Genomic DNA, 14,584 nt, shown 5'->3' on the forward strand with positions numbered 1-14,584 from the left:
TCGTGACCACCGTGCGGCTTCCGCTCTTCCCCCTGAACTCGGTTCTGTTCCCGGGGCTCGTGCTTCCTCTGAACGTTTTCGAGGAGCGCTACCGCGCCATGATGCGTGATCTGCTCAAGACCCCCGAGGACGAACCGCGCCGGTTCGCCGTCGTCGCCATCCGCGACGGCCACGAGGTCGCGTCCACCGCCCCCGGCATGCCGGACCAGACGGCGGTGCCCGAGCGCGGGCCCGCCGCGGGCTTCGGCGACGACCCGGCCAAGGCCTTCCACGAGGTGGGCTGCATCGCGGACGCGGCGACCATCCGGGAGCGCGCCGACGGCAGCTTCGAGGTGCTGGCGACTGGGACGACGCGCGTGCGGCTGGTCTCGGTCGACAGCTCCGGCGCGTTCCTCACGGCCGAGCTGGAGGAACTGCCCGAGGACCCGGGCGAGGAGGCCGGCGCGCTCGCCGAGGGCGTCCTGCGGGCCTTCCGCCAGTACCAGAAGCGTCTGGCGGGCGCCCGGGAGCGCTCCCTGTCCACCGGCGCCGACCTCCCGGACGAGCCGGCCGTGGTCTCCTACCTGGTGGCCGCCGCCGTGATGCTGGACATCCCGGCGAAGCAGCGGCTGCTGGGGACCCCGGACACCGCCGCCCGCCTGCGCGAGGAGCTGAAACTCCTGCGCGCGGAGACCGCGATCATCCGTAATCTGCCGTCGTTGCCGGCGTCGGACCTGACGCGCGGCCCGACGAGTCTCAACTGACGTAAGGCATCGGCACCTTGGCGAAGAAGTCGAAGAAGCAGCAGGCCGGGGGCACTCCGGCGACCGTGGCTCTGACGGCGGCGGACGTCCCGTACACGGTCCACGCCTACGAGCACGACCCCGCGCACCCCTCGTACGGCGAGGAGGCGGCCGAGGCGATGGGCGTCTCCCCGGACCGCGTCTTCAAGACGCTGGTCGCGGACGTCGACGGCGCCCTCGTCGTCGCGGTCGTCCCGGTGGCCGGCTCCCTCGACCTGAAGGCCCTGGCCACGGCGGTCGGCGGCAAGCGTGCCGCGATGGCGGACCCGGCGGCGGCCGAGCGCACCACGGGGTACGTCCGCGGCGGCATCTCCCCCCTCGGCCAGCGCAAGAAGCTCCCCACGGTCCTCGACGCCTCGGCCGCCGCCCACACCACGATCTGCGTCTCGGCGGGCCGCCGCGGCCTGGAGGTGGAACTCTCCCCCTCCGACCTGACCGATCTCACGGAAGCGGTCTGCGCGCCCATCGGCCGTGCGTGACCCCTCGACGAACGCCCCGTCCTCGGTTAAGCACGAGGGGCATGTCGAAGAAAACGCGAAAACGCAAGTGGCGCATCAGGAAACGCCGCTCCAACCACGGCCACCGGCCGGCCTGAAGATTTTCAGCCCCTCCGGCGTTTGATTTTCAGCCCCTCCGGCGTTTGAGGAGCGGGGTCTGGGGCGGAGCCCCAGGAACAAGGGACGGGAAGGGGCGGAGGGGGCGAAAAACCCACCCCCACCCCCCACCTGCCGGTCAACCCGCCGGAGGCACAGGCGGCGCCGTCTCGTACGGGCTCAGATACGGATCAGGATCCCGCGGCCCGAACAAAGCGGTCAGCCCAAGGTGCACCACGAGGGCAGACAGGGACCACGCCAACATCGCCCCCTTCGCACCCAGCTTCAACGGCGCGGAGAAGGTGACGTCCTTGCCCACTTCCTTGGCATGCGCCACCACGTCCTGGGTGGGCCCGAGCCAGATCCCGATCCGCCACGCGAGCAGCGAGCCGAGCAGCCCGCCGACCGCGAGAGCGACGACCAGCGGAACACCCCCGCGCCGCCGCCACAGGAACACGGCCAGCGCACTCACCGCGCCGAACGCGAGCGCCAGCAGAGTGAACGTTCCGTCGACCCCGATGGCCTGCTCCCCCTCGGTGTCCTTGAGGTACACCGCGGTGTCGTCGGCGATCAGCGGCACCGACGGTGCCAGCCACCACCACAGCACCCCGAGCAGTACCCCGCCGAGCGCCACGGCCACCGCGATCACGGCGGCCTCGCGCACTTCGGTCTTCATCCCGGGGCCGTCCTGTTCATATCCGGCGGCCTCCACCACACCATTGGCGGGCGGAACCTGCCAGGGGTCGTGCGAGGGCTGATGATGCGGCGGCGGAGGCGGAGTCAGCGGAGCGGTCACCCTGACATCGTGCCAGGCCCGCCTGTCAGCCGCGTCACCGGACGGCCGCCCGGCGGTACGCCCAGGTCGCCAGGGCCAGCGAGGCCACCCCGACACCCGCGCAGACAGCGAGGTCACCGAGGACGAGGGCCCAGTCGGGATGCGCGTCGAAGGTCCGCGCGAGAGCGTCGACCCCGTACGTCGAGGGCAGCAGATCCCGCCCGTACTGCACGACCGTCGGCAACCGGTCAGCCGGCAGCACGCCGAGGAGCAGCGCCGCCGACATCCCCAACTGCCCCAGCAGCGTGGCGAGTTCGGGCCGCGGCGCGAGCAGCCCGAAGGCCGCACCGAGCCCGGCGAGCGCGGCGCCCGAGAGCGGGATCACCAGGACGAGCACCCACAGGTTGGCCATCGGCAGCCCGAAGAGCAGACAGCCGCAGACGGCGGTGGCGATGGTCCCGGGCACCGTGAACGAGGCGTAGGCGCCCGCGGCGCCGAGCACGACCGCGGCCGGTGGCACGGGCAGCGTCGCGTAGTGGTCGAGCCCGCCGCTGGCGCGCAGCTGTCCGAAGTACTGGGCCAGGAGGTTGAGGGCGACGAAGGCCACGACGAGCACCGACGACCCGGCCACCACGGCCTGCGCCTCACCGCCGCCGTCCACCACGCCCCGCATCAGGATCATGATCCCGATGGACTGGAAGGTGGCCACGAACAGCAGCGGAATCCGCGCGACGCGCGCCCGGGACAGCTGCGCCCGGTAAACGGCGGCCAGCGACGGCCACAGCCGCGCGCGAGGCCCCAGTTCCGCGGCCTCGGGGACGTCCTCGGCCACGGGCAGCGCACTGCCCGGCAGCACCTCAGCGGGTACGACACTCACGTCGAGCTGCTCCTCTTCACTCCGGCAGCAGTCCTGTTCTCGAGGCCCACGACAGTCCGTACGGATTCCGCGCCCCCCGCACTCAAGGCGTCCACACCCAAGGCCCTCACGCCTTCACCAGCCCCTGTGTGGTGTCGCCGCCGAGCGCCAGATACACATCCTCCAGGCTCGGCGTGGCCAGCGTGAAGTCGTCGAGGGCTGCGAAGGCGGCGCCCCCGGTGACCGTGGCGACGACCGCGCGGGCCTCCTCGGGGGCGAGCCGCAGGGTCCAGCGCCGTCCGGACTCGACGGCGTGCTCGCGCAGCGCGGCGACCTCGGGAACGTCGAGCGGGGCACGCTCACGCCAGACCAGTTCGACCCGTACGGCGCCCGCGACCTGCTCCTTCAGCCCGGCCGGGGTGTCGCAGGCGATGACCCGGCCCCGGTCGAGGACGGCGACCCGGTCGAGGACGGTCTCGGCCTCGATGACGTTGTGGGTGACCAGCAGGACGGTCGTGTCGTGCTCGGCCCGGCGCCGGTCGACGGCGGCCCAGACGGCTCGGCGGGCGACGGGATCCATGCCGGTGGTCGGCTCGTCGAGGACGAGCAGCGGCCGCTCCCCCACGAGGGCGGTGGCGAGGCACGCGAGCCGCCGCTGCCCGCCGGAGAGCTTCTTCAGGGGGCGGGCGGCGATCGAGGTGAGGCCCAGCTCGTCGAGTACGGCGTCCCGCTCGGCCCGCGCCGCACGCAGCTCCAGCCCCCGCAGCCGCGCGGTCGTCTCCGCGGCGAGCGACACGGTCAGCTCGTCGAGGGCGGTGGACTCCTGTCCGAGGTACGCGAGGAGCCGCGCCGCCCGCTCGGGGTGGCGCACGATGTCGTGCCCGAGGATCTCCACGCTGCCGCTGTCGGGACGCAGCAGTCCGGTCAGCTGCCGTACGAGGGTCGTCTTGCCGGCGCCGTTCGGCCCGAGCAGCCCGAAGATCTCACCGCGCCGGACGTCCAGCCGTACCTCGTCGTTGGCCCGCACCTCGGGTGTACCGGGGGTGCCCCGTCGTCCGCGCATGGCCGGGTAGGTCTTGGTGAGACCGCGCACCGAGCACACGACATCACCCCTGTGCCCGTTGCGGACTGCCCCTGCCGTGCGCGTACTCACGATGGACGAGACTACGGGGTCCGATGCCCCGTTATGCGCTCGGGGCCTCGGCTCACTCCCCCACGGGCGCGTGTTCCGCCGCCGTACGCACGTCGATCTCGCGCCAGAACCCCGCCCGGATCGCGTACCGGTCGTGCTCGTCGATCTGGTCGTCCTTGTGCGTGAGCAGCCCGAAGCGGGCCGCGTAGCGCAGCAGTTCTCCGTCCACCCGGTGCGGAACGCGGGGATACATCGCGGACAGCTTCTGCAGATGGCTCTGGTCGGTGAGCCGCTCCATCCAGCGGCGCGCGAAGACCTGCCCCACCTCGTACGGATCACCGCCGACCGTCGTGATGTCCTCCTCGCGGTCGGCCCAGCGCTGCTCGGCGGAGGTGAGCTGGGCGAGCGTGGGCAGCGCGGCGGCCTCCGCGGACTCGGCGGCGCCCCCGGGGCGCTCGACCCAGCCCTTGTCGGAGGACCAGCGCAGGGTCGCGCTCGCGGGATGCTGGGCGGGCTGCGGGCCGGGCGCGCGCAGCGCGGCCAGGTCCTTCGGGGTGGGCACGCCCTTGGGCGCGGGCACCCGCTCCTCCGTGCCGTTCGGCGACTCGGCCGCCGGGCCGTGCTCCGTGTCCGGCGCCGACCGCTCGGCCGCGGCGGCGTGCGCCGACTCGGGCAGCGGCGCGGAGAGGATCGCGGCGATCTCGGGGCGCGGCGCGGGCGGCGGCGCGCAGATCCCGCCGAGCTCCTTGGCCCGTACGGCCTTGGTGATCCAGGCCCGGTCGAGCACGCGGCGCTCGTCGGCTTCGGCCACCAGGTCCTCGGACTGGTTGTAGTCCCCGTCGGCCGCCTGCACGGCCCACAGGTGTACGGCGACCCCGTGCTCCTTGGCGGCCATCATGCCCGGCAGCAGATCACCGTCGCCGGTCACCAGGACGATGTCGGAGCAGGCTCGGTTGCGGGCCAGCTCGGTCAGCTCGGCGTGCATGGCGGCGTCGACGCCCTTCTGCGCCCACCGCCCGTCGCTACGGGTCAGGGCGCCGAGCCGCACCGTGACACGTGGCATCACGCGCAGCCTGCGGTGCTCCGGCTGCGGTACCCGGTCGGGGGCGCCGTCGAACCAGTAGATGCGCAGCAGCGGCCGTTCCGTGTCGGACTCGGCGCGTTCGCGCAGGCCCTGGATGAGGGCGGCGTGGTCGACGGTGATCCGGGAACGGGAGGAGTCCCCGGCGAGAAGGCTGGCGGCAGCCCCGAGCAGATACCCGGCGTCCACCAGGACGATGCAGCGGTCCACGCGGTCCACCCTCTTTCCGGGAGGTTTGCTTTGGGCTTCCTTCGAGTCTGCCCGACCTCGCGGAGGTTAACGGCCGGAACTCGATCTTCGGCGTGGCGGATCGGAGTATCACCCTCCGACAGGGCTTATTACGCACGGTAATTCTCCGAAATGCGCCACTTCTCAGCCTATGTGAGTCTGGTCCCGGCCCTGGCCCCTAGAACCCCCCGTAGGAGGCAATCACCATGGCCAAGAACAAGAACCGCAAGCAGGGCGGCCAGCAGGACCGCTCCTCGCAGGCCGAGCGTGCGCAGGAGCAGGCCGAGAGGTCCTCGACGGAGGCGCAGCAGTCGCCGATGCCGCAGTCCCAGGGCAGCCCAGCGGACGTCGCCCGTAAGCACCAGAAGCGCTTCGGCCACAACTAAGGCCCGGCGCAGGGCTGTTGAAGCCCCACGGGGCCGCTGAGGCCCAGGCACACACCGAAGGGCGCATCCGGATTCGGATGCGCCCCTCGTGTACGCCGATCAACCGGAGGTGTCAGCCGGCCAGGCAGGACGGGCCGAGCAGCACCTTCAGGTCACCGAAGAGCGCCGGGTCCGGCTTCACCCGGTGCCGGTCGAGCCGCAGAACCGTGGTCTTGGTCGGGCCTTGGAGCCTGATGCGGACCTCGCTCTCGCCCTTGTGGTGGCTGAGGATCTCACCGAGCCGGCTCACCATCGGCGGGGTGATCCGGGTAGCCGGGATGGTGAGGATCACAGGCGCGTTGGTGCCCGCGTTCGACAGGTCCGGGACCTGGAGTTCCATCGCGACCAGGCGCGGCACGTCCTCGCGCTTGTCGAGGCGCCCCTTGACGAACACCACGGCGTCCTCGACGAGTTGGGTCGACACCAGCTGGTAGGTCGCCGGGAAGAACATGCACTCGATGGAACCGGCGAGGTCCTCCACCGTGGCGATGGCCCAGGCGTTGCCCTGCTTGGTCATCTTGCGCTGGAGGCCCGAGATGATGCCGCCGATGGTCACCACCGCGCCGTCCGCGTGCTCACCTCCGGTGAGCTGGGAGATGCCCGCGTCCGCCTTGTCGGACAGCACGTGCTCCAGGCCGAACAGCGGGTGGTCGGAGACGTACAGACCGAGCATCTCCCGCTCCTGGGCGAGCAGATAGACCTTGTCCCACTCGTCGGTCGTGAACTCGACGTCGAGTCCGAAGCCGGGCTCGCTGGTGTCCTCGTCGCCGCCCCCGAAGAGGTCGAACTGCCCCTCGGCCTCCTTGCGCTTGACCGCCACCACGTTGTCGATCATCGGCTCGAACTGCGCGGTGAGGCCCTTGCGGGTGTGCCCCATCGTGTCGAAGGCGCCCGCCTTGATCAGCGATTCGGTGGTCCGCTTGTTGCAGGCGACCGCTTCGACCTTGTCGAGGTAGTCGGGGAAGGAGCCGTACTTCCCCTTGGCCTTGCGGCTCCTGATGATCGACTCGACCACGTTCGTGCCGACGTTGCGGACGGCGGAGAGGCCGAAGAGGATCACGTCGTCGCCCTGGGCGGCGAAGTTCTGCTCCGACTCATTCACGTTCGGCGGGAGCACCTTGATGCCCATGCGCCGGCACTCGTTCAGATAGACCGCGGACTTGTCCTTGTCGTCCTTGACCGAGGTGAGCAGACCCGCCATGTACTCGGCGGGGTAGTTCGCCTTCAGGTACGCGGTCCAGTACGAGACCAGGCCGTACGCGGCGGAGTGCGCCTTGTTGAACGCGTAGCCGGCGAAGGGGACCAGGACGTCCCACAGGGCCTGGATCGCCTCGTCGCTGTAGCCGTTCTTCTTGGCGCCGGCCTGGAAGATGGTGAAGTTCTTCGCCAGCTCGTCGGGCTTCTTCTTGCCCATCACGCGGCGGAGGATGTCGGCCTCGCCGAGCGAGTACCCGGCGATGATCTGGGCGGCCTTCTGCACCTGCTCCTGGTAGACGATCAGGCCGTAGGTGACCGCCAGAACCTCCTGGAGGGGCTCCTCCAGCTCCTTGTGGATCGGCGTGATCTCCTGCAGCTTGTTCTTGCGGAGCGCGTAGTTCGTGTGCGAGTCCATGCCCATCGGGCCGGGACGGTAGAGCGCCGAGACGGCGGAGATGTCTTCGAAGTTGTCGGGCTTCATCAGGCGCAGCAGCGAGCGCATGGGGCCGCCGTCGAACTGGAAGACGCCGAGGGTCTCGCCGCGCTGGAGGAGTTCGAAGGTCTTGGGGTCGTCGAGCGGCAGGGCCAGCAGGTCGAGGTCGACGCCCTTGTTGGACTTCACCATCTTGACGGCGTCGTCCATGATCGTGAGGTTGCGCAGGCCGAGGAAGTCCATCTTCAGCAGGCCGAGCGACTCGCACTGCGGGTAGTCCCACTGCGTGATGGTCACGCCGTCCGTGTGCCGCACCCACACCGGGGCGTGGTCGACAATGGGCTCGCTGGACATGATGACGCCGGCGGCGTGCACGCCCATCTGCCGGACCAGGCCCTCGACGCCCTTGGCGGTGTCGATGACCTTCTTCACGTCCGGCTCGTTCTCGTACATCGCGCGGATCTCGCCGGCCTCGCCGTAGCGCGGGTGGGCGGGATCGGTGATGCCGCTGAGGTCGATGCCCTTGCCGAGGACGTCCGCGGGCATCGCCTTGGTGAGGCGGTCGCCCATCGCGTACGGGTAGCCAAGGACGCGCGCGGAGTCCTTGATGGCGTTCTTCGCCTTGATCTTTCCGTACGTGCCGATCATGGCGACCTTGTCGGCGCCGTACTTCTCCGTCACATACCTGATCACTTCGACGCGCCTGCGCTCGTCGAAGTCGATGTCGACGTCGGGCATGGAGACGCGCTCGGGGTTGAGGAACCGCTCGAAGATCAGACCGTGCGGGATCGGGTCGAGGTCGGTGATGCCCATGGCGTACGCGACGATCGAACCGGCCGCCGAACCACGGCCGGGACCGACCGCGATGCCCTGCTTCTTGGCCCACATGATGAAGTCCGCGACAACGAGGAAGTACCCCGGGAACCCCATCTGGATGATGACGTCCATCTCGTACTCGACCTGCTTCTGCCGGTCGTCCGGGACGCCGCCGGGGAAGCGGCGGTTCATCCCGAGGCGGACCTCCTCCTTGAACCAGGTGACCTCGGTGAACCCCTCCGGGATCTCGAACTTCGGCATGAGGTTCTTCGCCTCGAACATGCCGGCCGTGTCGATCTGCTCGGCCACCAGGAGGGTGTTCGCACAGCCCTCCTGCCAGGCGTCCGAGGAGTCCACGGCGTACATCTCGTCCGTGGACTTCAGGTAGTAGCCGGTGCCGTCGAAGCGGAAGCGGTCAGGGTCCGAGAGGTTCTTGCCGGTCTGGATGCACAGCAGCGCGTCGTGGGCGGTCGCCTCGTGCGCGTACGTGTAGTGCGAGTCGTTCGTCACCAGCGGCGGGATGCCGAGCTTCTTGCCGATCTCCAGGAGGCCGTCGCGGACCCGGCGCTCGATCTCGATGCCGTGGTCCATCAGCTCCAGGAAGTACCGGTCCTTGCCGAAGATGTCCTGGTACTCGGCGGCCGCCTTCAGGGCCTCGTCGGCCTGGCCGAGGCGAAGGCGCGTCTGGAGCTCGCCGGAAGGACAGCCGGTGGAGGCGATGAGCCCCTCCGACCACTTGGAGATCGTCTCCTTGTCCATGCGCGGCCACTTCTGCAGCCAGCCCTCGGCGTACGCGTCCGAGGAGAGCTTGAAGAGGTTGTGCAGGCCCGTACTGTTCGCCGCCCAGATCGTCTTGTGCGTGTAACCACCCGAACCGGACACGTCGTCGCGCTTCTGGTGCGGCTGGCCCCACTGGATCTTGCGCTTGTTGCGCCGGGACTCCGGGGCGACGTACGCCTCGATGCCGATGATCGGCGTGACGCCCATTTTCTTCGCCGTATGGAAGAAGTCGTACGCCCCGTGCAGGTTGCCGTGGTCGCTCATGGCGATGTGCGTCATGCCCATCTCATTGCAGGCATTGAACATGTCCTTGAGCCGCGCGGCACCGTCCAGCAGCGAGTACTGGGTGTGGACGTGCAGGTGCGTGAACGGCGGCTTTGACACGGCTTCGGCCTCCAAGAAGAACGATTGGCGACAGGCTGCGAACAGTCTGGCGGACAGCGTCGAAGTCTATGCCGGGGCACTGACACTCCGCGGGCCATCACACGTACCTTCATGCGGGTACTCGTGCACCGAGCGCGTACCTTCGTCCGGGAAATCCGGGCACTCCGGCGTTCCGTCGCACGTTGTAAGTGGACGGGACACCTGTCCTCACACGTCATGCACCACCTGCACCAGGAGGCACCCAGCGATGTCGGTCCCGCAGCTCAGCGACGAGCAACGCGGCGAGCAGATCCTCGCCGTCTTCGACACCGCCTTCGGCGAGCTCCTGGCCGCCGACCCGGCCGCGTTCCGCGTGAAGTTCCGCAAGATGGCGGCCTCCGCCTTCGCCTTCTACCGGGGCACCGCGGGCCTGTTCTACTACGACCTGGAGCAGGAGAAGCGGGGCGGCCCGTACCTGGACGAGCGCACCTCCCGCGTGTGGATCCACGGCGACCTGCACGCCGAGAACTTCGGCACGTACATGGACGCCCAGGGCCGCCTGATCTTCAACGTGAACGACTTCGACGAGGCGTACGTCGGCCCCTTCACCTGGGACCTCAAGCGCTTCGCGGCCTCCGTGGCACTCATCGGCTACGCGAAGGCGCTCAGCGACGGGCAGATCTCCGACCTGGTGCGCACCTACGCGGCCGCCTACCGGGAGCGCATCCACGCCCTCGCCACCGGCGCCAAGAGCGACGAGGTGCCGCCCTTCACGCTGGACACCGCCGAGGGCCCGCTCCTGGACGCGCTGCGCGACGCCCGCTCGCTGACCCGCTTCGGGCTGCTGGACTCGATGACCGAGATCCGTGACTTCGAGCGCCGCTTCGCACCCGGCGGCGGCTCCATCGAACTGGACGCGGCGACCCGCTACAAGGTGCTCGCGGCCTTCGACGGCTACCTGGAGACGCTGCCGGAGTCCTCGCTGAGCCGCCCGGACTCGTACCGCGTGAAGGACGTGGTCGGCCGGCGCGGCATCGGTATCGGCTCGGCGGGGCTCCCCTCGTACAACATCCTTCTGGAGGGCGCCACCGACGCCCTGGAGAACGATGTGGTGATCTACATCAAGCAGGCCCAGACCCCCGCCGTCTCCCGGCACATCATCGACTCCTCGATCCGCGACTACTTCCAGCACGAGGGCCACCGCACGGTGATCTCCCAGCGCGCCCTCCAGGCGCACGCCGACCCGTGGCTCGGCTGGACCGAACTGGACGGCGCGGGCCAGCTGGTCGCCGAGGTGTCGCCGTACGCGGTGGACCTGGACTGGGGCGACATCGACGACCCCGAGGAGATCGCCGCGGTCGTCGCGGACCTCGGCCGGGCCACGGCCACGATGCACGCGGCCGCGGACGACGAGAGCGGCCACTCGGAGCTGGTGCCGTTCTCCACCGAGCGGGCCATCGACGCGGCGATCGCGGCCGACGAGGACGGTTTCACGGGCCTCCTGGTGGACTTCGCGCACAGCTACGGCGCACGCGCGCGCGGCGACCACCAGATCTTCGTGGACCTGTTCCGTAACGGACGGATTCCGGGTCTGTAGCGGGGGACTAACTCACAGGGACCCTTTAGGGGTCTCCTACAGGAGCTCGTGACACACTCTCCCCGCTATGGACATATCCGGGACCCAGCTCAGAGCCGTACGCGCGGCGCTGTTCACGGCCATGGTCGTGACGCTCAGCACCGCGTCGCACGTGCTGCTGTCCCGGGTCCCGCTGCCGATGGGGACGGTGGCCGCGATCGCCGCCGCCGTCTTCGTCCTCGCCTACGCCTTGGGGGGCCGCAAGCGCGGCTTCGGTCGGATCGCCGCCCTGCTGATACCGCTGGAGCTGGCCGCCGACACCGTCTTCACCACGGGCCAGCACGTCTGTTACGGCAGGGCGGGCGGCCCCGTCGCGGGTCCGCTACGCTCGGTCGGTTTCGACGTGCTGTGCGGCGGGGGCGCCGTGGGCACCCCGCTGGCCCGGGTGACCGGCACCTCCGGCGACCGCGCCGCCGCCCTGCTCACCCACGCCGACCCGACCGCCGCCTGGCTGCTGCTCGGCGCGCACATCGGCGTCGGACTCCTCGCCGCCGCCTGGCTGCGCCGCGGCGAACGTGCCCTTGAGCAACTGCTGCGCGCGGCGGCCGCGTCCACCTTCCGGCCGCTGCTGATCGCGGTCGCCGCGGTGACGGTACGGCTGCTCGCCCCGGTACGCCGGCCTGCGCGCCCCACCCGCCGGGCGGCCACCGCGCGCACGCGCCTGTTCGTGCACTCCCTGGGACGGCGCGGACCGCCGAGCTCCCTCGCTTTCGCGTGAACAAGCCCGCCTGAGCGACAACACCTGAGCACCAGCAGTCCCCCATACGTATCCCGCGTACGACGTGTGCGCGTCCCACATGGAGATCACCAACATGAGCCAGCGGAACAGCAAGGCCGCGAAGACGGCGGCCCGTGAGCGACTGCGCGTCGAGCGCGAGCGTCAGGCCAAGCGCGACAAGGTCAAGCGCCAGGTCATCGTCGCCTGCTCCATCGTCGGCGTCCTCGCGATAGCCGGCGGCATCAGCTACGCGGTCGTCCAGGGCAACAAGCCCGACTACTGGGAGGCCGCGAAGGACGACAAGCTCGTCAAGCCGGCCAACACCACCGGCACGAACGGCACGACGGTCGTCGTCGGCAAGAGCACCGCCAAGAAGACCCTCGAGATGTACGAGGACCCGCGCTGCCCGATCTGCGCCCAGTTCGAGCAGACCGTCGGCGCGACCGTCGACAAGGGCATCGAGGACGGCGACTACAAGGTCCAGTACATCGGCGCCTCGTTCCTCGACAACAGCCTGTCCGGTGAGGGCTCCAAGAACGCGCTCAGCGCCCTGGGCGCCGCGCTGAACGTCAGCCCCGAGGCCTTCCTCGAGTACAAGACGGCGCTGTACTCGACGAAGTACCACCCCGAGGAGACCGACGACAAGTTCAAGGACGACTCGTACCTGATCGAGGTGGCGGACACCGTCTCCGCGCTGAAGAACAACACCAAGTTCCAGACGGCGGTCAAGGACGGCACCTACGACAAGTGGGCGCTGGAGATGTCCGCCAAGTTCGACGACAGCGGAGTGACGGGCACGCCGACCCTGAAGATGGACGGCAAGACGCTCACCGGCTCCGACGGCCAGAACGCCCCGATGACGGTGGCCGACTTCACCACGGCGATCGACGCGGCGCTCAAGGCCTGACGGTCCAGCGGGCTCACGGTCTGCACTTCGAGGGCCTGACGGGTCCTGCAGTCGCAAGGTCCGCAGACTTTGCGAGCCTGACGGGTCCAGCAGTCGAAGAGCGGGCGAACTTTTCGGAGTTCGCCCGCTCTCGTCTTGTACTGGCCGGTAACCTGCTCGCTCGTGACCAGTCGCTTCAGATCATCCGATCCCTCGGGCGCCGTCAACTCCCGCGCCCCGCGCCGCCGTACGGTCGTCAAGGCCGCGGCCGCCACCGCCGTCCTCGCCGGGCCCCTCGCGGCCGCCCTCCCGGCCCGCGCGGCCACCGAGGCCCCGGCCTTCCTGCACGGTGTCGCCTCCGGCGATCCGCTGCCCGACGGCATTCTGCTGTGGACCCGGGTGACACCCACCGCCGAGGCGATACCCGGCTCCGGGCTCGGCCCTGACACCCAGGTGAGCTGGACCGTCGCCACGGACAAGGCGTTCGGCTCGGTCGTCGCCAAGGGGTCCACCACCGCCTCCGCCGCCTCCGACCACACCGTGAAGGCGGACATCCGCGGCCTGCGGCCGGCCACCGACTACTGGTTCCGCTTCTCCGCCGGCGGCACCGACTCACCGTCCGCCCGCACTCGCACCGCCCCTGCGGCCGACGCCGCCGTGACCGGCCTGCGCTTCGGCGTGGTGTCCTGCGCCAACTGGGAGGCGGGCTACTTCTCCTCGTACCGCCATCTCGCGGCGCGCGGCGACCTGGACGCCTGGCTGCACCTCGGGGACTACATCTACGAGTACGCGACCGGCGAGTACGGCACCCGCGACACCGTCGTACGCCCGCACGCCCCGGCCAACGAGATCACCACCCTCGCCGACTACCGCACCCGGCACGGGCGTTACAAAACCGACCCCGACCTCCAGGCCCTGCACTCCGTCGCCCCGGTCATCGCCATCTGGGACGACCACGAGTTCGCCAACGACGCCTGGTCGGGCGGCGCCGAGAACCACACCGAGGGCACGGAAGGCACCTGGTCCACGCGCCAGGCCGCCGCGAAGCAGGCCTACTTCGAGTGGATGCCGGTGCGCCCCGCGATCGCGGGCACCACCTACCGCCGCCTCCGCTTCGGCAAGCTCGCCGATCTCTCGCTGCTCGACCTGCGGTCCTTCCGCTCCCAGCAGGCGTCCACGGGCAGCGGCTCGGTCGACGACCCGGACCGTACGCTCACCGGCCGGGCCCAGCTCGACTGGCTGAAGTCGGGGCTCAAGGCCTCCGACACCGCCTGGCGGCTGGTCGGCAACTCGGTGATGATCTCGCCGTTCGCCATCGGCTCGCTCGCCGCCGACCTCCTCAAGCCGCTCGCCGAGCTGCTCGGCCTCCCCAAGGAGGGCCTGGCCCTCAACACCGACCAGTGGGACGGCTACACGGACGACCGCCGCGAGATCCTGGCCCACCTGCGGTCCAACGCGATCCGCAACACGGTCTTCCTGACCGGCGACATCCACATGGCCTGGGCCAACGACGTGCCGGTGAACGCCGGTACGTACCCGCTGTCCGCGTCGGCGGCCACGGAGTTCGTCGTCACCTCGGTCACCTCCGACAACCTCGACGACCTCGTCAAGGTCCCCGAGGGCTCCGTCTCGGCCATCGCCGCGCCGATCATCCGCGCCGCCAACCGGCACGTCCACTGGGTCGACACCGACCGCCACGGCTACGGCGTCCTGGACATCACCGCCGACCGAGCACAGATGGACTACTACGTGCTCTCCGACCGAACGAAGGTGAACGCGACCTCGTCCTGGGCACGTTCGTACCGCACACGCAGCGGCACGCAGAAGGTGGAGCGGACGTACGACCCGGTGTGACCGGTGTGAGGACCCCGAAGATCTGTACT

General features: G+C 70.0%; 12 protein-coding genes. 7 read left to right on the forward strand and 5 right to left on the reverse strand.

The annotated features are described in order from the left end of the window. Positions 1–2 precede the first annotated feature (2 nt). Both OG219_RS13125 and ybaK read left to right on the forward strand, forming a co-directional pair. Positions 3–743: an LON peptidase substrate-binding domain-containing protein gene (locus OG219_RS13125; RefSeq protein ID WP_266826094.1), complete on the forward strand. Its 741-nt coding sequence runs from the start codon at positions 3–5 to the stop codon at positions 741–743. Between the two features lie 17 nt (positions 744–760). Beyond that, positions 761–1,261 carry a Cys-tRNA(Pro) deacylase gene (ybaK, locus tag OG219_RS13130; RefSeq protein ID WP_266826096.1) on the forward strand — a complete coding sequence of 167 codons (501 nt, stop codon included), beginning with the start codon at positions 761–763 and terminating at the stop codon, positions 1,259–1,261. Positions 1,262–1,514: 253 nt separating this feature from the next. Here ybaK and OG219_RS13135 read toward each other — a convergent pair whose 3' ends face one another. From OG219_RS13135 to OG219_RS13150, 4 genes are all read right to left on the reverse strand, one after another. Continuing rightward, on the reverse strand, positions 1,515–2,171 hold the full coding sequence (locus OG219_RS13135) for an AAA family ATPase (protein ID WP_266826098.1): 657 nt from the start codon (positions 2,169–2,171) through the stop codon (positions 1,515–1,517). 34 nt (positions 2,172–2,205) lie between these two features. Next, the gene (locus tag OG219_RS13140; protein ID WP_266826100.1) at positions 2,206–3,027 is read right to left on the reverse strand and encodes an ABC transporter permease; all 822 of its coding nucleotides are present in this window, start codon (positions 3,025–3,027) and stop codon (positions 2,206–2,208) included. A gap of 106 nt (positions 3,028–3,133) precedes the next feature. After that, complete coding sequence (locus tag OG219_RS13145) at positions 3,134–4,159, reverse strand: ABC transporter ATP-binding protein (protein WP_266826102.1); 1,026 nt, start codon at positions 4,157–4,159, stop codon at positions 3,134–3,136. Positions 4,160–4,211: 52 nt separating this feature from the next. Beyond that, positions 4,212–5,429, reverse strand: coding sequence for an NYN domain-containing protein (locus tag OG219_RS13150; RefSeq protein WP_266826104.1), 1,218 nt, complete (start codon positions 5,427–5,429; stop codon positions 4,212–4,214). A gap of 224 nt (positions 5,430–5,653) precedes the next feature. Here OG219_RS13150 and OG219_RS13155 point away from each other — a divergent pair, with 224 nt between their 5' ends. Beyond that, complete coding sequence (locus OG219_RS13155; RefSeq protein ID WP_266826106.1) at positions 5,654–5,833, forward strand: hypothetical protein; 180 nt, start codon at positions 5,654–5,656, stop codon at positions 5,831–5,833. Positions 5,834–5,945: 112 nt separating this feature from the next. Here the strand turns inward: OG219_RS13155 and dnaE are convergent, their stop codons facing one another. Continuing rightward, on the reverse strand, positions 5,946–9,482 hold the full coding sequence (dnaE, locus tag OG219_RS13160) for a DNA polymerase III subunit alpha (RefSeq protein WP_266826108.1): 3,537 nt from the start codon (positions 9,480–9,482) through the stop codon (positions 5,946–5,948). Between the two features lie 247 nt (positions 9,483–9,729). Here dnaE and OG219_RS13165 point away from each other — a divergent pair, with 247 nt between their 5' ends. The 4 genes from OG219_RS13165 (at position 9,730) to OG219_RS13180 (ending at position 14,555) form a co-directional block, all read left to right on the forward strand. Continuing rightward, the gene (locus tag OG219_RS13165; RefSeq protein ID WP_266826110.1) at positions 9,730–11,058 is read left to right on the forward strand and encodes a DUF2252 domain-containing protein; all 1,329 of its coding nucleotides are present in this window, start codon (positions 9,730–9,732) and stop codon (positions 11,056–11,058) included. 67 nt (positions 11,059–11,125) lie between these two features. Further along, positions 11,126–11,815, forward strand: coding sequence for a hypothetical protein (locus OG219_RS13170; protein ID WP_266826112.1), 690 nt, complete (start codon positions 11,126–11,128; stop codon positions 11,813–11,815). A gap of 94 nt (positions 11,816–11,909) precedes the next feature. Next, positions 11,910–12,722, forward strand: coding sequence for a thioredoxin domain-containing protein (locus tag OG219_RS13175; protein WP_266826114.1), 813 nt, complete (start codon positions 11,910–11,912; stop codon positions 12,720–12,722). Positions 12,723–12,884: 162 nt separating this feature from the next. Continuing rightward, positions 12,885–14,555 (forward strand): alkaline phosphatase, encoded by a 1,671-nt coding sequence (locus OG219_RS13180; RefSeq protein ID WP_266826116.1) that lies wholly within the window; start codon positions 12,885–12,887, stop codon positions 14,553–14,555. Positions 14,556–14,584 lie beyond the last annotated feature (29 nt).

Source organism: Streptomyces sp. NBC_00038, assembly GCF_026343635.1.
In the GTDB taxonomy this organism is placed as follows: Bacteria; Actinomycetota; Actinomycetes; order Streptomycetales; family Streptomycetaceae; genus Streptomyces.